Annotated in this window: 17 protein-coding genes; 11 read left to right on the top strand and 6 right to left on the bottom strand. The window is 76.0% G+C overall.

Annotation, left to right across the window (positions count from 1 at the left end; genetic code table 11):
• Window positions 1–62 precede the first annotated feature (62 nt).
• The 4 genes from ACSU53_RS19155 to ACSU53_RS19140 form a co-directional block, all read right to left on the bottom strand.
• Complete coding sequence (locus tag ACSU53_RS19155) at window positions 63–728, bottom strand: LPXTG cell wall anchor domain-containing protein (protein ID WP_437029353.1); 666 nt, start codon at window positions 726–728, stop codon at window positions 63–65.
• A 310-nt stretch (window positions 729–1,038) separates the two neighbouring features.
• Entirely contained in the window at window positions 1,039–2,145 is a 1,107-nt protein-coding gene (gene prfB / locus ACSU53_RS19150) for a peptide chain release factor 2 (RefSeq protein ID WP_437029351.1), read from the bottom strand.
• Between the two features lie 333 nt (window positions 2,146–2,478).
• The gene (locus tag ACSU53_RS19145; protein WP_437029349.1) at window positions 2,479–3,723 is read right to left on the bottom strand and encodes a serine/threonine-protein kinase; all 1,245 of its coding nucleotides are present in this window, start codon (window positions 3,721–3,723) and stop codon (window positions 2,479–2,481) included.
• A gap of 624 nt (window positions 3,724–4,347) precedes the next feature.
• Complete coding sequence (locus ACSU53_RS19140) at window positions 4,348–6,012, bottom strand: serine/threonine-protein kinase (protein ID WP_437029348.1); 1,665 nt, start codon at window positions 6,010–6,012, stop codon at window positions 4,348–4,350.
• 462 nt (window positions 6,013–6,474) lie between these two features.
• On the opposite strand from ACSU53_RS19140, the gene ACSU53_RS19135 reads away from it, so the two are divergent.
• From ACSU53_RS19135 to ACSU53_RS19110, 6 genes are all read left to right on the top strand, one after another.
• On the top strand, window positions 6,475–10,038 hold the full coding sequence (locus ACSU53_RS19135; protein ID WP_437033284.1) for an FHA domain-containing protein: 3,564 nt from the start codon (window positions 6,475–6,477) through the stop codon (window positions 10,036–10,038).
• 151 nt (window positions 10,039–10,189) lie between these two features.
• Complete coding sequence (locus tag ACSU53_RS19130; protein WP_437029346.1) at window positions 10,190–11,605, top strand: ABC transporter substrate-binding protein; 1,416 nt, start codon at window positions 10,190–10,192, stop codon at window positions 11,603–11,605.
• Window positions 11,606–11,611: 6 nt separating this feature from the next.
• Window positions 11,612–12,964, top strand: a complete 1,353-nt coding sequence (locus tag ACSU53_RS19125; protein WP_437029344.1) for a carbohydrate ABC transporter permease — start codon at window positions 11,612–11,614, stop codon at window positions 12,962–12,964.
• A complete protein-coding gene (locus tag ACSU53_RS19120) occupies window positions 12,961–13,875 on the top strand; it encodes a carbohydrate ABC transporter permease (protein WP_437029342.1) in 915 nt (304 codons plus the stop codon). Before ACSU53_RS19125 ends, ACSU53_RS19120 begins: the two co-directional genes overlap by 4 nt.
• Before the next feature lie 147 nt (window positions 13,876–14,022).
• Complete coding sequence (locus tag ACSU53_RS19115) at window positions 14,023–16,317, top strand: bifunctional glycosyltransferase/CDP-glycerol:glycerophosphate glycerophosphotransferase (protein ID WP_437029340.1); 2,295 nt, start codon at window positions 14,023–14,025, stop codon at window positions 16,315–16,317.
• A gap of 262 nt (window positions 16,318–16,579) precedes the next feature.
• A complete protein-coding gene (locus ACSU53_RS19110; protein ID WP_437029338.1) occupies window positions 16,580–18,139 on the top strand; it encodes a hypothetical protein in 1,560 nt (519 codons plus the stop codon).
• Window positions 18,140–18,354: 215 nt separating this feature from the next.
• On the opposite strand, the gene ACSU53_RS19105 is transcribed toward ACSU53_RS19110, so the two are convergent.
• A complete protein-coding gene (locus ACSU53_RS19105) occupies window positions 18,355–18,768 on the bottom strand; it encodes an organic hydroperoxide resistance protein (protein WP_437029336.1) in 414 nt (137 codons plus the stop codon).
• A gap of 138 nt (window positions 18,769–18,906) precedes the next feature.
• On the opposite strand from ACSU53_RS19105, the gene ACSU53_RS19100 reads away from it, so the two are divergent.
• The 3 genes from ACSU53_RS19100 (at window position 18,907) to galE (ending at window position 22,227) form a co-directional block, all read left to right on the top strand.
• Window positions 18,907–19,398: a MarR family winged helix-turn-helix transcriptional regulator gene (locus ACSU53_RS19100; RefSeq protein WP_437029334.1), complete on the top strand. Its 492-nt coding sequence runs from the start codon at window positions 18,907–18,909 to the stop codon at window positions 19,396–19,398.
• 89 nt (window positions 19,399–19,487) lie between these two features.
• Window positions 19,488–21,125 carry a glycosyltransferase family 2 protein gene (locus tag ACSU53_RS19095; protein WP_437029332.1) on the top strand — a complete coding sequence of 546 codons (1,638 nt, stop codon included), beginning with the start codon at window positions 19,488–19,490 and terminating at the stop codon, window positions 21,123–21,125.
• Between the two features lie 121 nt (window positions 21,126–21,246).
• Window positions 21,247–22,227, top strand: a complete 981-nt coding sequence (gene galE / locus ACSU53_RS19090; protein WP_437029330.1) for a UDP-glucose 4-epimerase GalE — start codon at window positions 21,247–21,249, stop codon at window positions 22,225–22,227.
• A 226-nt stretch (window positions 22,228–22,453) separates the two neighbouring features.
• On the opposite strand, the gene ACSU53_RS19085 is transcribed toward galE, so the two are convergent.
• A complete protein-coding gene (locus tag ACSU53_RS19085) occupies window positions 22,454–23,092 on the bottom strand; it encodes a TetR/AcrR family transcriptional regulator (RefSeq protein ID WP_437029328.1) in 639 nt (212 codons plus the stop codon).
• Window positions 23,093–23,215: 123 nt separating this feature from the next.
• On the opposite strand from ACSU53_RS19085, the gene ACSU53_RS19080 reads away from it, so the two are divergent.
• Window positions 23,216–24,145, top strand: a complete 930-nt coding sequence (locus ACSU53_RS19080; protein ID WP_437029327.1) for an ABC transporter permease — start codon at window positions 23,216–23,218, stop codon at window positions 24,143–24,145.
• The gene (locus ACSU53_RS19075) at window positions 24,138–24,995 is read left to right on the top strand and encodes an ABC transporter ATP-binding protein (protein ID WP_437029324.1); all 858 of its coding nucleotides are present in this window, start codon (window positions 24,138–24,140) and stop codon (window positions 24,993–24,995) included. Before ACSU53_RS19080 ends, ACSU53_RS19075 begins: the two co-directional genes overlap by 8 nt.
• The last annotated feature ends 273 nt before the right edge of the window (window positions 24,996–25,268 follow it).

The following is a 25,268-nucleotide window of genomic DNA, read 5'->3' as shown; positions in this document are numbered from 1 at the left end:
GCGCGCTGCGCTCCGGGCCCCTCCTTCACGTCCGCGCACGGTGCGTGCGGGTGCCGTCACCGTCAGGCGGCGGCGCCTCCGCGGCCGGTCATCAGACGCGGCAGCACCCGGAAGCCGATGCCGCCGGCGATCATCGTGGCGGCGCCGATCACCAGGAAGGTGGTCTCGGCGGCACCGGTCTCGGCGAGCTCGTCACCGCTGCCCTGGGCGGAGGTGGCGGGCGCGTCGCCGGTGTCGGTCAGGGCCGAGGAGCCCTGCTCCTGGGCGGAGGGGCCGTTGCCCCCGGCCGGGGTGGTGCCGGCGTCGTCGTCGCCCTTGTCGTCGGGGGTGGTCGGCTTCTCGGTGGGCTCCTCGACGGGGTCCTCGTCACCGCCGCCGGGGTTGCCCGGCTCCTCGCCGTCACCGCCGCCGGGAACACCCGGCTCCCCGTCACCGCCGCCGGGGTTGCCCGGCTCGCCGCCGCCGTCACCGCCGCCGGGGTTGCCCGGCTCGCCGCCGCCGTCACCGCCGCCGGGGTTGCCCGGCTCGCCGTCGCCGTCACCGCCGCCGGGGTTGCCCGGCTCCCCGCCGTCGTCCTCGCAGGCCGGGTCGGTGCCGACGATGCCGCAGCTCGGGTCGGGCACGATCGGGTCGGCCTGAGCGACACCCGCCACCATCAGCGACGCACCCGCGGCGACCACGGCGCCGGCGGCGATGCGTGCGACGCGGACCCGCGTCTTCTTCGTCATACGTGCTACCCCCAGTAGCTGAATCGTCGATGAGGCCGCGCCCGGGGCCGTGATCGACGGGGGTGCAACTGCGATGACGCGTCCCCCGGTTCACATGCGCCCCGGAGATGCGCATGCCACCCCGCAGCCTTCCGAGTTTCCAAAAGAACGTCAAGGTCGTTGCGTACGCGATGTCCCCGTACGTGCGCTTTGCCGAACAAGGAAAGGTCAAGTGTGACGCAAAAGGCGCTCGGTTCGGGTGCCGGAACGACAAATGCCGCCACGAGGGCGGCAGTTGCCATGTCGACAAAGCGCTCAGAGGCGCGGGTCCCTACTTCTCCCGCTGCTTGCGCCAGCGAATCCCGGCCTCCAGGAAGCCGTCGATCTCACCGTTGAACACGGAGTCCGGGTTGCCGACCTCGTGCTCGGTGCGCAGGTCCTTGACCATCTGGTAGGGGTGCAGCACGTACGAACGCATCTGGTTGCCCCAGGAGTTGCCGCCGTCGCCCTTGAGGGCGTCCATCTTGGCCTGCTCCTCCTGGCGGCGCCGCTCCAGCAGCTTGGCCTGGAGGACGTTCATGGCGGTGGCGCGGTTCTGGATCTGGGACCGCTCGTTCTGGCAGGAGACCACGATGCCGGTGGGGATGTGCGTGATGCGCACCGCGGAGTCGGTGGTGTTCACGCCCTGGCCGCCGGGGCCGGACGACCGGTAGACGTCCACGCGCAGCTCGGACTCGTCGATGTCGACGTGGTCGGACTGCTCGACGACCGGGAGCACCTCGACGCCGGCGAACGAGGTCTGGCGGCGGCCCTGGTTGTCGAAGGGCGAGATGCGCACCAGGCGGTGCGTGCCCTGCTCGACGGAGAGCGTGCCGTAGGCGTAGGGCGCCTGCACGGCGAAGGTGGTCGACTTGATGCCGGCCTCCTCGGCGTACGACGTCTCGTAGATCTCCGTCTTGTAGCCGTGCTGCTCGGCCCAGCGCAGGTACATGCGCTGGAGCTTCTCGGCGAAGTCGGCGGCGTCGACGCCGCCGGCCTCGGCGCGGATGTTGACCAGGGCCTCACGGGCGTCGTACTCGCCGGACAGGAGGGTGCGGACCTCCATCTCGTCCAGCGCCTTGCGGACGGCCTCCAGCTCGGACTCGGCCTCGGCGCGGGTGTCCGGGTCGTCCTCCTCCTCGGCCATCTCGAAGAGCACACCGAGATCGTCGATCCGGCTGCGCAGCGCCTCCGCCTTCCTGACCTCGGCCTGGAGGTGGGAGAGCTTGCTGGTGATCTTCTGCGCCTCGTCCGGGTCGTCCCACAGGGACGGCGCGGCCGCCTGCTCCTCGAGCACGGCGATATCTGCCCTCATCCTGTCGAGGTCCAGGACGGCCTCGATCGACTCCATGGTCGAGGAGAGGGACTTCAGCTCTTCGGATACATCGACGACTGCCACGCCCTCCAGCGTAACGGTTCCGCCGCCCGGCCCATGCCGGGCACGGCACCGCCCGGCCCGCGGCCCGGCCCGCAGGCGGCCGGGGCGGGCGGAACCCGGGCCGGGGCCGGGGCCGGACGGGCTGGGGACGGCTCGGGGACGCCTCGGGGGCGGCTCCGAGCGGGTCCGGGGACGGCCCCGGGAGGCTCGCGGGCAGCTCGGAGCGGTGCCGGGGGCGGTCCGGAGCAGGGCGGGGGCGGCCGCCGGATCGGCGAGGGTCCTGTACGGCCCCGCGGGGCGGCGCCGGGCCCGCCGCGGCGCTCCGCGGGGCAGCGAGGGCCGTCGGAGCGCCGGTCAGGGCGTCGAGGGGGCCGAGTTCCGGGTGTCCTCGGGGGTGGTGGTGTCGTCGTCCGCCACGGCCAGCCAGGCGCCGACCCCGAGGGCCGCGGCCAGCGCCACCGCCGCGGCGGCCAGGGTGAGGCGGCGGCGCCGGGCGACCGCGCGGTTGCGGGCCGAGCCGGGGCGCGGGGCACCGGCCGCCCGGGGCGCGCGGGCCGTGCCGTGGGCGCCGCCGGCCAGTTCGTCGGGGGCCGGGACGCGCATCGACGTGTGGGTGTCGCGGTTGGAGTCGGCGGGCTTGGCGCCCGGCACCAGCGGCACCGCGCCCCGGCGGCGCACCGGCTGCCCGGGGGCCGGGGCGGCGGGGGCGGCGGCGTCCTGCGGTGCTTCCTCGGCCGGTTCGGTGCCCGGCTCGTCCACGTCGAGCGGGGGCATGCCGGCCAGCAGCGGGAGCAGTTCGCGCAGCCGGGACCCGAGCTCGGAGGCGCGCAGCCGGGAGGCGGGGGCCTTCGCCAGGCACTGCACCAGCAGCTGCCACAGCTCGTCCGGGATCCCGGGCAGCGGGACGACCGTCTCGGTGACGTGCCGGCGCAGCACCGCGCCCGGGTGCCCGCCGCCGAACGGCGTGAAGCCCGCCAGCAGCTCGTACAGGACCGTGGCCAGGGCGTAGATGTCGACGGAGGCGCGCGGCGGCAGGCCCTCGACGATCTCCGGGGCCAGGTAGTCCGGCGTTCCGATGATCTTCGTGGCGCGGGTGCGGCGGGGAGTGTCGATCAGCTTGGCCACGCCGAAGTCGGTGAGCAGGGCGCGGTGCGAGCCGCCGGGGCCGAGCGGGCCCTGCATGTCCAGCAGGACGTTCTCCGGCTTGACGTCGCGGTGCACGACGCCGGCGGCGTGCGCGGCCGCCAGCCCGTCGGCGACGTCCGCGACGATCGCCACGGCCGCCTCGGGGGCGAGCCTGCGCTCCCGGTCGAGACGGGTGCGCAGGTCGGTGCCCCGGACCAGATCCATGACCAGCGCGAGGTCGTTGCCGTCGACCACCAGGTCGCGCACCGAGACCACGTGCGGGTGCTCCAGGCCGAGCAGCGCCGTCCGCTCCTGCACGAACCGTCCGACGAGTTCCTCGTCGGAGGAGAGGTCCTCGCGCAGCAGCTTGATGGCCACCGGCCCCTCGGGCCCCTCACCCAGCCACACCGTGCCGGCGCTGCCCCGCCCGAGGATCTGGTGGGCGGTGTACCGGCTGCCGATCTTCCGTGCCAAGACTGCTCCTACCGACGCGTGTTGTCGCCAAAGCTACGCGTCCGGGGAGGCAACCTTCACGGCGGAGCCGGAAATCACCCGCCGGGTGTCGACAAATCGGCAGGCTCGGTGCGCCTCGGACGCGATCGGGGGCGAGGACCGGGGGTCGGAATCCGGCCGCGGGGCCGGCCGGGGCGCGGCGGAGCGCCCCCTTCCGGCAGATCGTCCCGTCCCGGCGGACAGGCGGAACGCCTCCGCCCCGGCGGACCGGACGCCTCACGGGACCGGTGCCCTGGCACCCGGGCGCCAGGGCACCGGAGGCAGCGCGAGCGCGGCCCCCGGCGGGCCCACTGAACCCGGACACCCGACGGCCGGAAGGAAGCAGACGGTCGGAGGAAGCAGACGGCCGGAGACGGCAGACGGCCGGAGGAACCCGGCGGCCGGAGAAGGCAGACGGCCGCCGGAGCCCCACAGCCGGCGGAGCCCGCCGGCCGTGCCCTGCCGCCCCCGGCCGCCCTGGGACGCTTCAGCCGTGCTCCCGGCGCCCGGCCGTGCCCGCGTCCGCGCGTGCCCGCGTCCGCGCGTGCCCGCGTCCGCGCGCCCGGGACCCCCGGGCAGTCCGACCGCGCCCCGGTCACCCGTCCGTCAGGGGGTGCCCGTGCCCCCGTCCGACCCGCTGCCCAGGTCCTGGACCCAGTCCGCGGCCGTGCTGAACCAGTCGGTCAGCTGGGCCCAGTAGCCCTTGCCGGTGCCGATCCAGTCCTGCAGCGGGGTCAGCTCCCAGATCAGCCAGCCCGCGACGAACAGGATGACGAGCGTGAACAGGCAGCCCTTCAGGCAGCCGAGCCCGGGGATGCGCATCGGGTTGGCGCTGCGCTGCCGCTGCCGGGGCTCGCGCGGCGGCCGCTGCGGCTCCGGGGCCGGTGCGTAGCGCTGCGGCTGGGGCTGGGGCGGGGGCGGCGGCGGGGCGTACTGCTGCGGGCGGTGCTGCTGCGGGTGCCCGTAGCCGGGCCCCTGCTGGGGCTGCGGCCGGCGCTGGGGCGGCTGCTGGGGCGGCGGCTGCTGGGGCCGGGCGACCTGCCGCTGGGGGCGGCGGCGCAGCGGGTCCTCGCCCGGGTCCAGGTACTGGACCTGCGTCTGCTCGTTGCGGTCGCGGGCGGCGCGCAGCTGGTTCTGCCAGGGGTGGGGGTCCTCGGGGCCGCCGCCCTGGCCGTTCCCGCCGGGCGGGCCCTGGGGAACCGGGGGCATGACCGCCGTGGGGTCCGCCGCGCCCGGGGCGCCGGTGTGCGGCAGGACGCTGGTGGCGCCGTTGGGGTCGTAGTTCCCCGCGGTGTGCGGCAGCACCTGGGTGGGGTCGGAGGCGCCGGGGGTGCCGGGCGTGCCGGGTACCTGGGCGGGCGCCGGGTCCGGCATCAGCAGGACGCCGACGTTCTCCGCGGCGCCGATCTGCGCGGAGTTGGCGTGCACCCCGATGCCGTCGGCGACGACGCGCAGGCCGCGGGCCAGGTTCTCGGCGCTGGGCCGCTGCTCCGGGTCCTTGCGCAGGCAGCGCTCGATGACCGTCCACAGCGGGTCCGGGACGGTGGAGGGGCGGCGCGGTTCGGCGCTGAGGTGCTGGTGCAGCACCTCCAGGGCGGAGCCGCCGGAGAACGGCGGCCGGCCGGTGACCAGCTCGTACAGCAGGATGCCGGCGCCGTAGATGTCGACGGCGGAGGTCTGCGGACGGCCCTCGGCGGACTCGGGGGCGATGTAGGCGGGCGTGCCGACGAACTCGTGGGTGCGGGTCAGCCCCGGGGAGTCGGCGAGGCGGGCGATGCCGAAGTCGGTCAGCATCGGGTGCATCTCGCCGCCGTCCTGCTTGAGCAGCACGTTGGCGGGCTTCAGGTCGCGGTGCACCACGCCGTCGGCGTGGCTGGCGCCGAGCGCGTCGGCGATCTGGGCCGTCAGCAGCGCGGCGGCGACCGGGGTGAACGGGCCGTTCTCGCGGAGGTAGCGGTGCAGGTCGGGGCCCTCGACGAGGTCCATGACCAGGGCCAGCAGATCGCCCTCGACGACCAGGTCGCGGACCCGGACGATGTTCGGGTGGGTCAGCCGCAGCAGCACGTTGCGCTCCCGCAGGAAGCGCATCACGACGTCCGCGTCGTTCGCCAGCTCCTCCTTGAGGACCTTGATCGCGACGGTCTCGCCGGGCTGTCCGGGCACGGCCGCCTCGGCGCCCGCGGTCTCCCGCTGGCGCGCTCGCCAGACGGTGCCCGTGGCGCCGCGTCCCAGCGGCTCCTCGAGCAGGTACTTGCTGCCTACCGGCCGCACGTCATGCTCCCTGCTGCTTGCTTGGCGTACACCGTGGTCCACCGTGCTACGGAATGTTCCGACCCACTGTAGTGCCGCCACGCCGGGCACCGGCCTGCCGACTTTCTGCGTCGTCTCCTCGTGGGTCCTTACGCGCCGGTCCCCGCCGGCGTTCGAAGGTTCGGGGGAAAGACGTGCGACATGGTCCGTTGGTTGCCGCGGGGCGGACGTGACCGATCTCAAGTCGGCGCCGAACGATCATCCGCGCGTCACTGGTCAGGCATTTTTGGGGGCAGAGCCGACCAATCAAGATCATTCGCAGGCGGGGGGCGGGCGCGTTGTCGGTGGCAGGTGCGAGGATGCCGGGAGAACTGGCCGTACGTGCGCGTGTGGCGGTGGGGGAAGTCCGCGGTGGGGGACCGCGGGACCGGCTTTCGTCCTCCCGTGTCGCGAGCGCCCGCGCAGAAGGGACCGCTGACGGCGATGCAGATCCGGCTGACCGTCGTAGACCCGTCGGGATCCTCCTCCCCCGCGCGGGACCGGGCCGCGAGCTGCGACGTGCTGGTGACGGCGCCCGCGGGCACCGCCCTGGCCGCGGTCGCCTCCGCCCTCGCCTCGGCGGTGACGGGCCCCGAGGGCTCCGGATCCTCGGGCACCCCCGTGCTGTACGCGGGCGGACACCGGCTGGACGCCCAGCGCTGCACGCTCGGCGAGCCGCCGCTGATCGACGGCGCCGTGCTGGCCGTGGGCGCCCCCGGCGAGCCAGAGGCGCACCCGGAGCTGGACGAGGCCCCGACCCGGCTGCACGTCGTCGCCGGCCCCGACGCGGGCGGGGTGCACCTGCTGCACGGCGGCGAGATCCGCATCGGCCGCTCCGCCGACGCCGACGTACCGCTCGACGACCCGGACGTCTCCCGCCTGCACTGCGCGGTGACCGTGGGGCCCGACGGCCGGGTCCAGGTCGCCGACCTCGGCTCCACCAACGGCACCACGCTGGACGGCCGCCCGGTCGGCCCCCGTCCGGTCCGGCTGGCCCCGGGCGCGCTCCTGCGGGTCGGCGAGTCCGGTCTGAGGCTCACCCCGGCGGCCGGGCCCGGCGCCCGGACCGGGACCACCCCGGACGGCGAGGGCCACGTGCGCGTGCCCGGTCCCCGCACGCACGGGGACACCGACGGGACGGCCGCCCCCGCGTCCGTGCCCGCGCCGGCGGCGGCAGCGGCAGCGGCAGCGGCAGCAGCAGCGGACCCGGGCGGACCCGCCGGTTCCGCGACGGCGCCGGACGCGCCCACGGAGCACGGCCGGGGCACGGCCCGCTGGGGCGACGGCTCCGCGGACGGCGGCCGGGAACCGGCCGGGCCGCCGATGGTGCCGGAGCAGGCCGCGGCGCCCGGCATCGAACAGCGGGACACCCGGCGTCCCCCGGCTCCCGGCGGCCGCACGCTGCACGTGGCACCGCGCGGCGAGCTGCCGAGGGTGCCCAAGGGACGGCGGGTCTCCCGGCCCCGGCCGGCCGACGACGCCGCGGCCGCCATGCCGCCCGCGGAGGGCACGGGGGCCGGCCCGGCCCACCGCCCGGAGGACGGCGCCACGGACGGGACCGTCCCCTTCCCCGCCCCGCGGGAGCACGGCCCGGCAGGCCCCGGCCCGGCCCCCGTCCCGCCGCCGTACGCCACCGGGGACCCCGCCGACGGCCCGGACTCCCCCGCCGCCCACCGCAAGGCCACGCCGCTGCGCGGCACCGACCTCCCCCCGCCCCCCGACGGACGCCGGCGGGGCGGCCTCGGCGCCTGGGCGCGCCGGCTGGCCGGGAAGCGCCCCGAGCCGCCCGCGCCGGAGGCCGACGACCACGGCGACGCCCCGGACGCCCCCGCGCCGGACCCGGCCGCCGCTCCCGTCCCGCCCGACACCTGGCCCGACCCGGCGACCCTGCTGCTGACCGCGCTGGGCCCCGGCCCCCGGCTGTGGGAGCGCGGGCCGGACCATCCGGAGGCGCTGGCGGTGCGCCTCGGCACGGCCGACCGGCCGGCGCCCGACGGCTCGGTCCTGCTGCCCGCCGTTCCCGTGACGTCCGGTCTGCGCGAGGTGGGCGCCCTCGGCCTGGCCGGCCCGCGCGCGCGGCTCGCCGGGCTGGCCCGCGCGGTGCTCGCCCAGCTCGCCGCCCTGCACGCGCCGGACGTCCTGGAGATCGTCCTGATCGCCGCGGACCGCTCCCGTCCGCTGCCGGAGCGCACCGCCGAGTGGGCCTGGCTGGGCTGGCTGCCGCACGTCCGCCCCGGCCACGGGCAGGACTGCCGGCTGCTACTGGCCCACGACCGGGAACAGGCCACCGCCCGCACCGGGGAACTGCTGCGCCGGCTGGCCGACCACGACCAGGCGGCCGCGCCGCCCGCCGGGCAGCCGCCCGCCCCGGCGCCCGCCGACCCGGGGCAGGCCGGCCGCCGCCCGTCCTGGGCCCGCGGCACCGACGGCACGCAGGGCCCCGGCCCGTTCACGGTGGTCGTCGTGGACGGCGACCCCGGGGGCGCCGATGTGCGCGAGGCCGTCGCGCGGCTCGCCGTGGAGGGACCGCGGGCCGGGATCCACCTGGTGTGCCTGGCCGAGGCGCCCGCCGCCTCCCCCACCTCCCCGCTGGCCGAGACGTACGAGGCGGCCTGCGCGGTGGCGCCGGCGTTCCGCGCGTGCGGGGCGGTCGCCCTGCTCTGCGGGGACGTGGCGACCACGCTGCGGCTGCTGCGGGTGGCCGGGACGACGCCCGGCGCCGTGCCCGGCCCGGTCGGGCACGGCACGCTCGCCACGGTCGACGCGGTCTCCCCGGCCTGGGCGGAGCGCTTCGCCCGCGCCCTGGCCCCGCTGCGCCCGGACGGCGCGGCCGGTGAGCGGCACACCCGGGTGTCCGCGCCGCTGCCGCAGTCCGCGCGGCTGCTCGACGAGCTGGGGCTGGCCCGGGCCACCCCCGCCTCGCTGATGGCCCGTTGGGCGGACGCCGCCGACGACACGGAGGCGCTCGGGGGGCGGGCCAGGGCCGTGCTGGGCGCCGGGACCCGCGGCCCGGTCGTCGCCGACCTCGCCGCCGACGGCCCGCACCTGCTGGTCGAAGGACCCTCCGGCAGCGGCCGCACCGAGACGCTGCGCGCCGTCGTCGCGTCGCTGGCCGCCGCGGAACGCCCCGACCGGCTGGGCGTCGTGCTCGTCGACGGCCGGGGCACGGGCGGTGCGGGCGACGGCCCCGTGGACGGCCTGGGCGTGTGCACCGACGTCCCCCACGTCACCACCCACCTCGCCGCGCACGACCCCGTCCGGATGCGGGAGTTCGCGCAGTCGCTGACCGCCGAGCTGAAACGGCGGGCCGAACTGCTCGGCCGTTCCGACTTCACCGAGTGGCACACCGGGCGGGCCCTGGCGGACCGCATGGTCGCCCAGCGCACCCGCACCGCCTCCTCCCCCGGCGCCGACCACGGCGACCTGGACGCCCCGCCCAGCACCACCCTCCGGCTCCGGCCGGGCTCGGCCCGGCGCGCGGCGGACGCGGCGCCGCCCCTGCCCCGGCTGGTGGTGGTCGTCGACGACCTGGACGCGCTGGTGTCCCCCGCGCTCGGTTCCCCGGGCCGGCCCGCGGCCGGGTCGGTGCTGCGGGCGCTGGAGGCCGTCGCGCGGGACGGTCACCGCCTCGGCGTGCACCTGGTCGCGGCCACCGCGCCGTGCCCCCGTACGGCGGCGAGCGAGCCGGTGAAGCAGGCCACGCTGCGCGTCTCGCTCGACGCGCCCGCCGCGGGCCCGGACGAGCCGTCGCCCGGCCGGGGCCGGCTCACCCGGGCGGACGGCCGGGTGACCTCGCTCCAGGCCGGGCGGGTGACGGGCCGGATCCCGCGGACGGCGACCCTGCGTCCCACCGTGGTCCCGCTGGAGTGGCACCGCATGGGCGACCCCCCGGCCCGCCGCCCGGTCCGGGAGCTCGGCAACGGCCCCACCGATCTGGCGCTGCTCGCCAGCGCGTTGGAGCGGGCCGCCCGGGAGGTCGCCGCGTCCCACGTTCCGTCACTTCTGTAACTCCCGCACCAGGCCCCGGTGTTGGCCGTCACGACGCGGTCACGATCGTCCACTTGACACAGGACGCACTCTTGCCGCCCCCCGACCCCGGGGGTAGACCAGAGCGCACGGGACACGCTCGACGTTCGAGGTTGCGAAGAACGGGGCAGTGATGCGCAGGACGAGCAGGATCAGCGGCATACGCAAGTCGCCCGGAAACCCCACCACACCCTCCCGCGCCCGCCGTTCCACGAGGGCGGCGGCGGCCCTCGCGGCGGGGGTGCTCGCGGTCTCGCTCACCGCGTGCGGGGGCGGGGACGACGGCGACGACGAACAGGGCGGCGGCGCCGAGGAGACCGGCTCCACCGTCACCCTCCCCAAGCTGGACGGGCAGACCCTGGAAGTGGCCGCCGTGTGGACCGGCGCCGAGCAGGCCAACTTCAAGAAGGTCCTCGCCGAGTTCGAGAAGCGCACCGGAGCGAAGGTGACCTTCGTCCCCGCCCAGGACCCGATCATCAACTTCCTCGGCTCGAAGATCGCCGGCGGTGCCCCGCCGGACGTGGCGATGCTGCCGCAGCCCGGCGCCATCAAGCAGGCGGTGGAGAAGAAGTGGGCCAAGCCGCTGGGCGCCGAGGCGAAGGCGGAGCTGGCCAAGAACTACGCGCAGGGCTGGCAGGACATCGGCTCGGTCGGCGGCGAGCAGTACGGCGTCTACTACAAGGCCGCCAACAAGTCGCTGATCTGGTACAACGCCCAGGTCTTCGAGAACGCGGGCGCGAGCGAGCCCAAGACCTGGGACGAGCTGCTCACCACCGCGCAGACGGTGTACGACTCCGGGGTCACCCCGTTCTCGGTCGCCGGGGCGGACGGCTGGACGCTGACCGACTGGTTCGAGAACATCTACCTCTCGCAGGCCGGGCCGGAGAAGTACGACCAGCTCGCCGCGCACGAGATCAAGTGGACCGACCCGTCCGTGAAGGACGCGCTGACCACCCTGGCGGAGATCTGGGGCAAGAAGGACTACGTCGCGGGCGGCCCGTCGGGCGCGCTGCAGACCGAGTTCCCGGCCTCCGTGACGCAGACGTTCACCGGCGGCGACCAGCCCGAGGCGGGCATGGTCTACGAGGGCGACTTCGTGCAGGTCAACATCGCCGAGACCGAGGCCGAGATCGGCACCGACGCGAAGGTCTTCCCGTTCCCCGCGGTCGGTGACACCGCGCCCGTGGTGTCCGGCGGCGACGCGGCGGTGGTCCTGGAGGACTCCGAGGCGGCGCAGGCCCTGGTCACGTTCCTGGCCTCCCCGGACGCGGCGAGCATCCAGGCGAAGCTGGGCGGCTACCTCTCGCCGAACAAGAACGTGCCCAACTCGGCGTACCCCAACGACGTGCAGCGCAGGACGGCCCAGGCGCTGATCGACGCGGGCGACGACTTCCGCTTCGACATGTCCGACCAGGCGCCGCAGGCGTTCGGCGGCACGCCCGGCAAGGGCGAGTGGAAGGCGCTGCAGGACTTCCTGAAGGACCCCTCGGACATCGCCGGCACCCAACGGCAGTTGGAGGCCGACGCGGCCGCGGCGTACGGGAACTGATCCGGCATGACGTCGGTCAAGACGGCGGGGGCGCCCGGTGCGACCCCCGCCGCCGCCCCCAGGTCGCGCAGGAGCGTCACCGGCACCCGCGGGACCGTCGCGGCGCTGTTCCTGCTGCCCGCGCTGGTCCTGCTCGGTGCGCTCGTGGTCTACCCGATCGGGTACTCCGTCGTCCGCAGCTTCTACGACCAGTCCGGTGACGCCTTCGCCGGACTCGACAACTACCGGGCGCTGTTCACCGACGACGGCATCCGCACGGCGCTGAAGAACAACGTGATCTGGGTGGTGTTCGCCCCGACGGTCGCCACCGCGTTGGGCCTGGTCTTCGCGGTGCTGACCGAACGCATCCGCTGGGGCACGGCGTTCAAGCTGGTCGTCTTCATGCCGATGGCGATCTCGATGCTGGCCGCCGGGATCATCTTCCGGCTGGTGTACGACCAGGAGCCGGACAAGGGCGTCGCCAACGCGGTGTGGGTCGGGGTGCACGACACCTTCGCGCAGTCCTCCGCGTTCCCCAAGGCGCACCCGGGCCGTGAGTCGCCGCTGGAACCGGCCGGCGGGGGCGCGTTCATCACCACGGCGACGGTCAGCCCGGGAGACGTCGTCGCCCTGCCGCTGGTCGGCGTGGCCCCGGACATGATGCCGGACGACGCCGTCAGGGCGGTGGCGGCGACGCCGGAGCCGGACCGGATCACCGGGACGACCTGGCAGGACTTCACCCGGGGCAAGGGCGTCGGCACCCTCAACGAGGTGGACGCCTCGGAACTGGGCTATCCGGGGATGCGGATCGAGGCGGTCAGGGACGGCGAGGTGGTGGAGAGCACCACGGCCGCCGCCGACGGCACGTTCTCGCTGTCCGCGCAGGCCGACGGCGCGCACCTGCGGCTGCCCGCGAGCAACTTCGCGGCCCCCTACAACGGCCTGGACTGGCTCGGCCCGGCGCTGGTGACCCCGTCGATCATCGGCGCGTACATCTGGATGTGGGCCGGTTTCGCGATGGTGCTGATCGCCGCCGGGCTCGCCGGGATGCCGCGGGAGCTGCTGGAGGCCGCCCGGGTCGACGGGGCCAACGAGTGGCAGGTGTTCCGGCGGATCACGGTGCCGATGCTGGCGCCCGTGCTCGCGGTGGTGGTCGTCACCTTGATGATCAACGTGCTGAAGGTGTTCGACCTGGTCTTCATCATCGCCCCCGGCTCCTCCCAGGACGACGCCAACGTCCTCGCGCTGGAGCTCTACCGCCAGGGCTTCTCCGCCGACCAGCCGGGCATCGCCAGCGCCATCGCGGTGTTCCTGCTGCTGCTGGTGATCCCGGTGATGTGGTTCAACGTACGCAGACTGCGGCGGGAGGTCAGGCGATGACCGTGAAGGCCGACCCACCGGTGACGGCGTCCCCCGCACCGCAGCCCGCCCGCGCGGCCGGGGAGCCGCTGGGGTCCCGTCTCGCCCGGTGGGTGAGCGGCGGGGCGGTGCGGGTCTTCCTGATCGTGGTCGGGCTGTTCTGGCTGGTGCCCACCGTCGGACTGCTGCTGGCCAGTCTGCGCACCCCCCGGGACATGGCCTCCAGCGGCTGGTGGACGGTGTTCACCGAGCCCTCCCAGCTCACCTTCGGCGCCTACGAGACGCTGCTGAGCAACGACGACATCACCGACTCCCTGCTCAACACGGTGCTGATCACGGTGCCCGCGACCCTGCTGGTCGTGGTCATCGGCGCGCTGGCGGGCTACGCCTTCGCCTGGATGGAGTTCCCGGGCCGGGACTGGTGGTTCCTCGCCGTGGTGGGGCTGCTCGTCGTGCCGGTCCAGGTGGCGCTGATCCCGATCGCCGAACTCTTCGGCCGGATCGGCGTCTTCGGCTCGGTGATCGGCGTGGTCCTGTTCCACGTGGGCTTCGGCCTGCCGTTCGCGGTGTTCCTGCTGCGGAACTTCTTCGCGGAGATCCCCAGGGAACTGCTGGAGGCGGCCCGGCTGGACGGCGCCGGTGAACTGCGCCTGTTCGCCCGGGTGGTGATGCCGCTGGCCGGTCCGGCGGTCGCCTCGCTCGGCATCTTCCAGTTCCTGTGGGTGTGGAACGACCTGCTGGTCGCGCTGATCTTCTCCGACTCGGGGAGCCAGCCGATCACGGTCGCCCTGCAGACGCAGGTACGGCAGTTCGGCAACAACATCGACGTGCTGGCGCCGGGCGCGTTCATCTCGATGGCGATCCCGCTGGTGGTCTTCTTCGCCTTCCAGCGGCAGTTCGTCTCCGGGGTGATGGCGGGCGCGGTGAAGTAGCGCACGCGGCGACGCACCGGGGGGCGGACCGCCGAAGGTCCGCCCCTTCGGGTGAGCGGATTCCCCCGGATGCCGCAGCGGGCAGTAACCACATCGGCCCAACGGCCGTTCCCGGGCCGAACGTCCGCAGCGACCGTTGGATGGCCCGTGCCCAGGTTCAGTGTCATTGTCCCCGCGTACCGGGTCCAGGCGTACCTCTCCGAGTGCCTGGATTCGGTGCTGTCCCAGTCGTACCCGGATCTCGAACTGATCGCCGTCGACGACGCCTCTCCCGACGCGTGCGGCGCCCTGATCGACGCGTTCGCCGCCCGCGACCCGCGCGTGAGGGCCGTGCACCTGGCGCAGAACACCGGCCCCGGCCCGGCCCGCAACGCCGGGATCGAGCGCGCCACCGGTGACTACCTGCTGTTCCTCGACGGTGACGACACCCTCGCCCCGGAGGCTCTGCTCGCGCTCGCCGACCGGCTGAAGGAGACCGACGAGCCGGACGTCCTGGTCTACGGCCACGCGCGCACCCACTGGTCCGGCCAGGCCCCCGGCGCCCGGGCCGCCGCCGGGCCGCTCACCGAGTGCGGCCCGGCGCCGTTCCGGACGGCGGACCGGCCGGCGCTGCTGAACCTGCCGCCGGTGGCCTGGGACAAGGCGTACCGGCGGGAGTTCGTCGAGCGGGAGGGCTTCGCGTTCCCGCCCGGCCTCCACCAGGACGCGCCGTGGACGTACCCGGTGCTGATGACGGCGCGGACGGTCGCCACCCTGGACCGGGTGTGCGTGCGCCACCGGCAGCGGCGCGTCGGCGGCCTCATGCGTACCGCCGGGGCACGGCACTTCGACGTGTTCGACCAGTACGACCGGGTCTTCGCGTTCCTCGACGAGCGGCCGGAACTCGCGCGCTGGCGGCCGGTCCTGTTCCGCCGCATGGTCGACCACCTGACGGCCGTGTACGCGCACCGCGACCGGCTGCCGCGCGGCGCGCGGGGCGCGTTCCTGCGCCGGGCGCGCTCGCACTACCGCCGCCACCGCACGCCCGGCGCCTCCGTCCCCGCCGGGGCCCGTGTGCACCACGCCCTGATCCGTCTCGGCCTGCGCCGCACCTACGCGGCCCTGCGGCTGGCCTCGGCCCTGCGGCGGGGTGCGGTGCGGCGCGGCGGCCGGCTGCTGCGCGCGCTGCGCGGCGCCGGCCTGCGGCTGCACTACCGCACCCAGCGGCTGCTCCCGCTGCGCGACGACCTCGCGGTGTTCAGCTCCGGGGACGGGCACGGGCACGGCGGCGACCCGGGCGCGCTGGAGTCCGCGTTCCGCTCCCTCGCGCCCCACATCCGCACCGCCTGGGTCTCCCGGCCCGAGCACCTGCACACCGTCCCGCCGGGCGCGCGCCGCCTCGGACCGGGCACCGCCGCCTACTGGACGGCCCTGGCCCGCGCCGCCCACCTGGTGAGCGACACCGCCTTCGACCCGCGCCTGGTCAAGCGGAAGCGCCAGGTGCTGGTGCAGACACAGCAGGGGACCCCGTTCGCGCGCACCGGCCTGGACCTGGCGGAGCGCCCGGCGGCGGCCTCGGAGGCCGCCCTCGCGGCCCTGCTGCGGGACGCCGGCCGGTGGGACTACCTGGTGTCCGCCGACCTCCACTCCACGCTGACCTTCGAGCGGACGCTCCCGGGTGGCTACACCGTGCTGGAGTACGGCAGGCCGCGCGCCGACCGCCTCCACACGGCGACCGCGGCGGACGTGGCCCGGCTGCGGGACGCCCTCGGCGTCCCGGACGGCGCGGTGGCGATCCTGCACGCGCCGGCCGACCGCGACTACCGCCGCTCCCGGGCACCGCTGCTGGACCTGGAGCGCCTGGCCCGCCGGCTCGGTCCGCGCTTCGTGATCCTGGACCGCTCCCCCGCCGGCCACGACGCCCCGCCGCTCGCTGCCACCGGCCGGGTGCTGGACGTCTCCGGGCACCCGCACCTGGAGACGCTCTGCCTGGCCTCGGACGTGCTGGTGACCGACTACGCGCCGCTGATGGCCGACTACGCCGGGCTGGACCGCCCGATCGTGCTGCACGTGCCCGACCGGGAGGCGTTCGAGGCGGTCCGCGGCACCGTGGCCGACCCGTGCGCGTTCCCGCCGGGCGCGGTGGCCCGCAGTGCGGACGAGCTGGCCGACATCTTCGCCACCGGCCACTGGCGCGGCTCCCGCTCGGACGAGCTGCGCGCCGCGTTCCGGGCCCGGTTCTGCCCGCATGACGACGGCCACGCGGCGGAGCGGGTGGTGCGCCGGGTGCTGTTCGGGGAGGACGGCCTGCCGGTGGTCGTGCCGCCCGGGGAGCGCCGCCCGGTGCCGTCGGCCGCCGCCGCGCGCGCCGGCGCCCCGCTCACCACGGCGTCCGCCCCCGTCCCGGGCGCGGACGTGCCCGGGCCGCGGCCCGCCCTGCTGGTGGCCGCGGCCGACCACTGACCGCCCCTCGGGGGAAGCCGCCGTGCGCCCCGGTCCGTCCCGGCCGGCCCCGAGCCGCCCGCCCACCCGGCGGCCCCCGGGGCGGCCGGGCCGGGCCCCGGGCCTCCGCCGCCCGTCCTCGTGGCCCCGTCACGGCCGCTGCGGCGGGGGCGCTCCCCTCACCCTCACCCTCACCCGATGAGGTGAGCACGGGTCAGGCGGCCGGGCCGGACGGGAAGGTACGGCAGGTGCCCCCCGTCTCCCGACCCACCCGCCTCCGCCGGTGACCGCCGCGGTCCTGGTCCGGCGTGCCCTGACCGGGGCCACGGCGCTGCGCGGCGGCCGCTCGTGGCGGCCCACGCCGTACCAGCTCGCCGGCCTGCTGTGCTGGGCCGGACTGTCCTTGGCGTTCTGGGCGGTGCCGCTGTGCTGCGACGCCGGACTGCACGCGGCGGCCGTGGAACGCCTGCGGGACGACCTGCTGCACCCGCGGCACCCGACGGCGGACCTGCCGGGTGCGGGCAGCCCGGCCTACTCGCCCCTCTCCCTGGCCCAGGCTGTCGCCGCCCAGCTGACCGGGCTGGGCGGCCGGGAGGTGCTCCGGCCGGCGGGGCCGCTGCACCTGCTGGTGCTGATCGTGGGGCTGGGCCGCTTCGTGCGGATGCTGACGCCGCGCCGCTGGGCGCCGGTCCTGGCACTGGTGGCGGTGACGGCGCTGTGGGGCGCGGAGGGGGCGGGGTGGAGCGACGGCCCCGGGCTGCTGCCGCCGGCCGCGACCCTGGCGTACCCGTCGGTGCTCGCCGTCGGGCTGACGTTCTGGGCGTGGGCGCTGACCGGGGCACGGGCACGTGACGCGGATCCCGTGCGCCACGTCGGGCCGAGCGGGCTGCGCGGGCCGTCCGGGTGGGCGGCCCTGGGCCTGCTGTACGGGCTGATCCTGCTGGTCCATCCGGGGACCGCGGTGGCGGCGGGGCTGGGCGCGGTGGCACTGGTCGCCGCCGGGCAGCGCGGGTGGCGGCCCGCGGTCGCCGCGCGCTGGGCCCTCACGGTGGGGGTGGCGCTGTCGGCGGCGGCGGTGTGGCCGTACTTCGACGTGTTCGACCCGGCGGTCTGGCGGGGTGCGGGCGGGGAGCAGCGGCATCTGTACCGGGGGCTCGCCGGGGTGTTCTGGCCGGTGCTGCCGGCGCTGCCCGCGCTGTGGCTGCGGGTGCGGCGCGGCGGACCGCGCGATCCGCTGGTGCTGATGGCCGTCCTGGGCGCGGCGGTGGCGGCGTACGGCTGGACGGACGGCCGGCCCGCGTGCGCCAGGGCGCTGGGGCTCGCCGTGGTGGCGTCGCTGTGCGCGCTCGCGGTGGAGCTGGCGGCGCCGCGGCCGTGGCCGGCGGGACGGCGGGTGCTGGGCGGGGCGGCGGCGGCGGGGTTCTGCGTGGGGCTGCTGACCGTGCACGCCGGTGCGGTGGTGCCGCGGGCGCTGGATCCGGTGGGTGCCGTGCGGCCGCCGCGCTGGCCGGACTACACGTGGGCGGCGCGGTACATCGGGCGGGGCGAGGTGGTGGTCGCGGACGGCCCCCGGGCCGCGCTCACGCTCCCCGGCTACGGGGCGAACCTGGCCGCCCCGGCCGTGCCGGACCCGGCCCTGGACGAGCGGGAGCGGCAGCGGCGGCTGGCGGAGGTCCGGGTCGTGCTCGACCCCGGCTCGGCCCGCGAGGAGCGCGCCGCCGTGGTGCGCCGCCTGGGGGTGCGCTGGCTGCTGCTGTCGCCCGGCACACCGGCGCCCCCGGAGGCGGTGGTGGTGACGTGGAGCCACCGGACGGGGGAGGTGCTGGCCCGCGTCGGCGGCTGATCCGCGGCCCGGGGGCCGGCGTTCCGGGGCTCGGCGGTCCGCGATCCCCGGTCCGGGACCGCGGGTCACGGACCAGGGGTCACTGACCGCGGGCCACGGATTGGGGTCACGGACCGCGGGCCACGGATTGGGGGTCACGGACGTCCGGGCATGGCCCGCGGCTCGGGCCGGGGCGCCGGAGGGCGGGTGGCGCGGTCCCGGCGGCCCGCAGGGGGTCACTCGATGACGAGGTCCACCGGGATGTTGCCGCGGGTGGCGTTGGAGTAGGGGCAGACCTGGTGGGCCTGCTCGACCAGCTTGCGCCCGGTCGCCTCGTCGAGGCCGTCGGGCAGTTCGACGCGCAGGGTCACCGCGAGCGCGAAGCCCTCGCCCTGCTTGCCGAGATCCACCTCGGCGGTCACCGCGGCCTCGCTCACGTCGACCTTGGCGGCCCGGCCGACGACACCGAGGGCGCTGCCGAAGCAGGCCGCGTACCCGGCGGCGAACAGCTGCTCGGGGTTGGTGCCCGTGCCGCTGCCGCCCAGCTCGGTGGGGGCGGTGAGGGCGACGTCCAGCGTGCCGTCGGAGGTGACGGCACGGCCGTCCCGGCCGTGGGTGGCGGTGGCGACGGCGGTGTAGAGCGCGTCCATGAAGAAACCCTCCCTGGGTGGTGGTCCGGTCCGGTCCGGGCGGCCGTCCGTGCGTGCTTCCGGCCGCCTCACGGCCACAAGTAGAGCACACAATTGAGTTGCGCACAATTGAATGACGGCCGGAGCTACCCTGGAGACATGGCAGCGACCTCCCCACCGAGCACCCCGGCCCCGGACCCGCCGCACGGCGACTGGCTCCGCCTCGACCAGCAGATCTGCTTCTCCCTGCACGCCGCGTCCCGGGCGTTCAACGGCGTCTACCGGGTGGTGCTCAAGGACCTCGGGCTCACCTACCCGCAGTACCTGGTGATGCTGGTGCTCTGGGAGCACGGCGCGCTGCCCGTGAAGCAGCTCGGCGCCCACCTGCGCCTCGACTCGGGCACCCTGTCCCCGCTGCTCAAGCGGCTGGAGGCGGCCGGACTGGTGGTGCGCGAACGCAGCGCCCGCGACGAGCGCTCGGTGGAGGTGCGGCCGACCGAGGAGGGTGCCGCCCTGCGCGAACGGGCCCTGCGGGTGCCGCAGCGGGTCACCGCGGCGACCGGCTTCGACCTCGACGGGATCCGCGACCTGCGGGCCCGTCTCGACGACCTCACCGCGGCCCTGGACGCGGCGGCGGCCGAGGGCGCCTGACCGGTCCCCGAGGGGTACGAAACGGCCCGGGCCGGGAAAGAGCCGGGTAACCCGCCCACACCACCGGCCCCGAGCCCCTCAGGAACCCCATGGCTTCCGACCCGCGTCCCGCCTCGTCCGCTTCGCCCGCCTCGCCGGCCCCGCCCGCCTCGCCGGGTGCGCCCGCCACCGCCGCCGTCGTCGTCCTGGGACGCGACGGCACCCCCGTGCCCGACGCCGTGCGCTCCGCGCTGGCCCAGGGACCGGCCGTGCGCGAGGTGATCGTCGTCTCCGGGGCCGCCGGCGCCGGACTGCCCGACGACCCGCGCCTGCGGGTGGTCCGCCACCACGCCCCTCCCGCCACCCCGCGCGACACCGGCCTCGGCGCGGTGGGCGCGCCGTACGTGATGTTCCTCGACGGCGGTGACGTCCTGCCGCCGGGCGCGGTGGAGGCGCTGCTGCGCGCCGCGGCCACGACCGGCGCCCACGTCGTGAGCGGCCTGTGCGTCCGGCGGGACCTGCCCTCGGGCCGCGAGAGCCGGTGGCTGCCCTCCCTGTACGCGGCACCGGCCGTGCTCCCCGAACCCGCGCGGCAGCCGCGCCTGGTCCACGACACCCTGTACGTCAACAAGCTGTACGACACCGCCTTCCTCCGCGACCACGGCATCCGCTTCCCCGAGAGCCCCTTCACCCACGAGGACGCCGTCCTCACCGCGCGCGTGTGGGCGGCGCGCCCGCGGACGGCCCTGATTCCCGACCGGGTGTACACCTGGCAGCTGCCCGCCGCCCCGGCGGCCTCCCCCGCCGGCCCCGCGGACGGATCCGGCCCCGCCGGCCTGGACGCGTGGCGCGCCCGCACCGCCGCGTGCCGGACGGCCCACGCGACCCTGCTGGAGGCCGGGCAGCCCCGCCTGGCCCGGGCGGTGCGGGCCGGCTTCCTCGACCACGACCTGCGCAGGTCCGTGCGGGAGCTGCCGCAGTGGGACGACACCCACCGGCGCGCGTGGTGGGCGCACACCCGCGCCTTCCTGTCCGGGTTCGACGCGGCCGACTGGGACCGCGATCCGGCCGCCCCGGGCCGGCTGACCGGCCGCGTGCTGCTGGCCTCCGCCGAGCCCCGCGACCTCGCCCGCCTCCGGGAACTGGCCGCCCGCCCGGCCCGGCTGCTCCCGCCCTACGCGCGCACCGCGGACGGCACGCCCTGCTGGTCCGACGACCTGCCCGGCATCGCGCTGGACGCGCTGCTGACCCGGCCGGTCGCCCTGCTCCCGCTCGCCGTCGACGCGGAGCTGCACCTCGCCCCGCGGTCCGGCACGCTGCGGCTGCACCTGCACGACCTGTACGGCCGGGTGGAGCTGGTGGGCGCGCTGGCGGTGGACGTGGAGTGGCGGCACCGCGGGCCGGAGGGCGCGGCCGTCCGGCGCACCGTGCCGCTGCGGGCGTCCACCGGCGGCGGCTGGACCGCGGAGACGGCCGTCCGCCCGGGCCGGCTGGCCGCGCTCGGCCCCGGCGCCTGGGACCTGCGGCTGCGCCTGCGCTTCCGGGACGGCTCGGACCGGGAGGTCACCGCGCACGCGGTCGACGGCCCCGGCCTGCTGGACCGCCGGGTGCTGCCGAGCCGCCGGCACGGTGTGCTGCTGGTCCGGCCGTACGCCACGCACTCCGGGTCCCTGGCCGTGCGGGTGGCGGCCGGGGTGCAGGGACTCGCCGCGGTCACCCGCGCGCGGCTGCGGCGCCTGGTTCACTGAGGTCCGCGACCGGCGGCCGGACGCACGCCCGGACGGCCGGACGCGCACACGCACACGCAGACGCCGACGCAGACGCAGGGACACGCACCAGCACGGGCCAACGACGAGGGGACGGCCGCACATGACCTGGTTGATCACCGGTGGCGCCGGGTACATCGGGGCGCACATCGTGAGGGCGATGACCGAGGCGGGGGAACGGACGGTGGTCTACGACGACCTGTCCACCGGTCTCGCGGACCGCGTGCCGGACGGGGTGCCGCTCGTCGTCGGCTCCACCCTGGACGGCGAGCGGGTGGCGAGCACCCTCACCGGCCACCAGGTCACCGGCGTCGTCCACCTCGCGGCCAAGAAGCAGGTCGCCGAGTCGCTGGAGCGCCCCCTGCACTACTACCGGGAGAACGTCGAGGGCCTGCGCGTCCTGCTCGACGCGGTGACGGCGGCCCGGGTGCCGTCCTTCGTCCTGTCCTCCTCGGCGGCCGTCTACGGCGTGCCGGACGTGGACCTGGTGACGGAGGAGACGCCCTGCGTACCCGTGTCGCCCTACGGGGAGACCAAGCTGGCCGGCGAGTGGCTGGTCCGTGCGGCCGGCCGGGCCGCCGGACTGTCCACCGCCTGCCTGCGCTACTTCAACGTGGCCGGCACCGCCCGCCCGGACCTGGCCGACACCGGGGTGTCCAACCTCGTCCCCATGGTGTTCGAGCGGCTGACGGCGCACGAACCGCCGCGCGTCTTCGGCGACGACTACCCGACACCGGACGGCACCTGCGTCCGCGACTACGTCCACGTCGTCGACCTGGCCGAGGCGCACGTGGCCGCCGCCCGCGCCCTGCGCTCCTCCCCCGGCCGGGACCTCACCCTCAACATCGGCCGCGGCGAAGGCGTCTCGGTCCGGGAGATGATCCAGCGCGTCACGGCGCTCACCGGGCTCGGTCCCGCCCCCGTCGTCACCGCCCGCCGCCCCGGAGACCCGCCGCGCGTGGTCGCCTCGGCGGACCGGGCCGCCGCCGAACTCGGCTGGAAGGCCCGCCTCGGTGTCGACGACATGATCACGTCGGCCTGGGACGGCTGGCTCCTGCGCCATCCGGGGGCGGGGCGGGGCTGAGCCGGGGGCCGCCCCGGCCCGCGGCCGTGAGCCGGGCGGGCGGCCGGGGAGGGCCCGTGGTGCCGTGGCCGGGGTGGCCCGCCGTGCCGGGAGGGCCCGTGGTGCCGTGGCCGGGGCCCGCCGTGCCGGGGAGCGCCGTCCGCCGCTCTCCGCCCTCCGCGTCAGCGGGCTCTCGACGCCCGGGGCACAGGGCCTTCCGCCCGGGTCACAGGGCCTTCCGCCCGGGTCACAGGGCCTTCAGTGCCGCCGTCGTGGCCCGGGTCAGGGCCGTCAGGTACCCCTTGGGCGGCTTCGGGCCCCGGATGACGACGGAGCGCCAGTACAGCGGGCCGGAGATGAGGTCGAGGGCCAGGGCGTGGTCGAGGCCGGGGGCGAGTTCGCCGCGCTGCTGTGCCGCGGTGACGATGCCCCGGGCGACGCCGTCCTGACCCTCCCGGAGCGCCTTCTGCAGGGCCTCGGCGATCTCCGGGTTGCGGGCCGCCTCGGCCTGGAGGTCCGGGAGGATCTGCGAGGCGACGGGGTGGCGCAGGGCACGGGCGGTGACCTCGTACAGCAGGCGCAGGTCGCCCTCCAGCGAGCCGGTGTCCGGGGCGGGCAGCCCCTGGACGGCGAGCGCGGAGACGAGGTCGAGGACGAGGTGCAGTTTGGAGCGCCAGCGGCGGTAGACCGCGGTCTTGCCGACGCCCGCGCGGCGGGCGATGCCCTCGATGGACATCCGCGCGTAGCCGACGGCGGCCAGCTCCTCGAAGACGGCGGACCGGATCGCCTCCGTCACGTCCTCCCGCAGGACGGCGGCCCCGGCGGGGGCCCGGCGGCGCGGACGCGGCTGGGGCTCCTGGGCGTTCGTCGTCATGCGGACCAGCATAGGGCGTGACGACGATACGGTTGCGTTGCGACGTGACTTCGACTTACTCTCGCGTGGCGACGATACGGTGCCGTCCCGACGCGTCGCCCCTCGCGCCCCCGCCCCCTAGCGAAAGCAGCGGATGTGAGTCAGGCCCTCCACACACCGCCCCCCGCGTCCCCGGGCCGCCCGGCCGGCGAGGACGACCTCGCGGCCCTGGCCGCCCGGCACGGCCTCACGGTCAGCGGCGCCCGGCCGTCGCTGCCCGAGTACGTCCGGCAGCTGTGGGGACGGCGGCACTTCATCCTGGCGTTCTCCCAGGCGAAGGTGACGGCGCAGTACAGCCAGGCCAAGCTGGGCCAGCTGTGGCAGGTGGCGACGCCGCTGCTGAACGCGGCCGTGTACTTCTTCATCTTCGGCCTGCTGCTGGGCGCCCGGAAGGGCATACCCAGCGAGATCTACGTGCCGTTCCTGGTGACCGGCGTGTTCGTGTTCACGTTCACCCAGAGCTCGGTGCTGGCCGGGGTCCGGGCGATCTCCGGGAACCTGGGGCTGGTGCGGGCGCTGCACTTCCCGCGGGCCTCCCTGCCGGTGTCGTTCGCGCTCCAGCAGCTCCAGCAGCTGCTGTTCTCCATGATCGTGCTGGTCGTGGTGGTGATGGCGTTCGGCTCCCTGCCGTCCTGGTCCTGGCTGCTGGTGGCGCCGGTGCTGCTGCTGCAGTTCGTCTTCAACACCGGCCTGGCGCTGATCTTCGCCCGGCTGGGCAGCCGTACGCCGGACCTGGCGCAGCTGATGCCGTTCGTGCTGCGCACCTGGATGTACGCCTCGGGCGTGATGTTCAGCATCCCGGCCATGCTCGCCGACAAGAACGTGCCCACCTGGCTGGCCGACGTACTCCAGTGGAACCCGGCGGCCGTCTACATGGACCTGGTCCGCTTCGCCCTGATCGACGACTACGGTTCCTCCTACCTGCCCCCGCACGTGTGGGCCTTCGGGCTCGGCTGGGCCCTGCTCGTCGGCGGGACCGGGTTCATCTACTTCTGGAAGGCTGAGGAGACCTACGGCCGTGGCTGAGCACACCGACGAGAAGATCCCCACCGTGATCGCCGACGGCGTGGACATCGTCTACGAGGTCAACGGCACCGGCGCCGGACGCGGCTCCGCCACCGCCGCCCTGAACCGCATCCTGCGCCGCGAGAAGGCCCGCAAGGCGGCCGGCGTACGCCGGGTGCACGCCGTGCGCAACGTGTCGTTCGTGGCGTACCGGGGCGAGGCCATCGGCCTGATCGGCTCCAACGGCTCCGGCAAGTCGACCCTGCTCAAGGCCGTCGCCGGGCTCCTGCCGGTGGAGAACGGCCGCATCTACACCGACGGCCAGCCCTCCCTGCTCGGCGTCAACGCCGCGCTGATGAGCGACCTCACCGGGGAGCGCAACGTCCACCTGGGCGGCCTCGCGATGGGCATGTCCCGCGAGCAGATCCGGGCGCGCTACCAGGAGATCGTCGACTTCTCCGGCATCAACGAGAAGGGCGACTTCATCACCCTGCCGATGCGCACCTACTCCTCCGGCATGGCGGCCCGCCTGCGGTTCTCCATCGCCGCCGCCAAGGACCACGACGTGCTGCTCATCGACGAGGCGCTGGCCACCGGCGACCGGTCCTTCCGCAAGCGGTCGGAGGCCCGCATCCGGGAACTGCGCGAACAGGCCGGCACGGTCTTCCTGGTCAGCCACAACAACAAGACCATCCGCGACACCTGCGACCGCGCGCTCTGGCTGGAGCGCGGCGAACTGCGCATGGACGGGCCGACGGAGGAGGTCCTCGCGGAGTACGAGAAGTTCACGGGCGACACCGGCGAGCGCCCCCGCAAGGCCCGCCCCAAGGCGGCCAAGCCCGCCCGGAAGGCGGAGCCCGCCGACGCCTGACCGGACCGCCGGCTGGTGTACGGGGCGGGGCCGGACACCGGCCCCGCCCCGGCCCGTTCCGGCGCCCCCGCCGGCCGGGCCGACCTGGGCCGACCTGGCCGGGGCGAGACCGTCCCGTGCGGCGGGCGGCCCCGGCCCCCGGCATCGGGCACGCAGCGGCGCGCGCCGCGCACCCAGCACCGAGCACCGAGCACCGAGCACCGAGCACCGAGACGACCGTTCCCCGGCAGCCCGTCGCCGTCGCAACGGCTCACCGCCCGGCCGGCCCACAGC

It is taken from the genome of Streptomyces sp. enrichment culture (assembly GCF_964273255.1).
In the GTDB taxonomy this organism is placed as follows: Bacteria; Actinomycetota; Actinomycetes; order Streptomycetales; family Streptomycetaceae; genus Streptomyces.
This window is presented reverse-complemented; position numbering and strand designations above follow the sequence as displayed.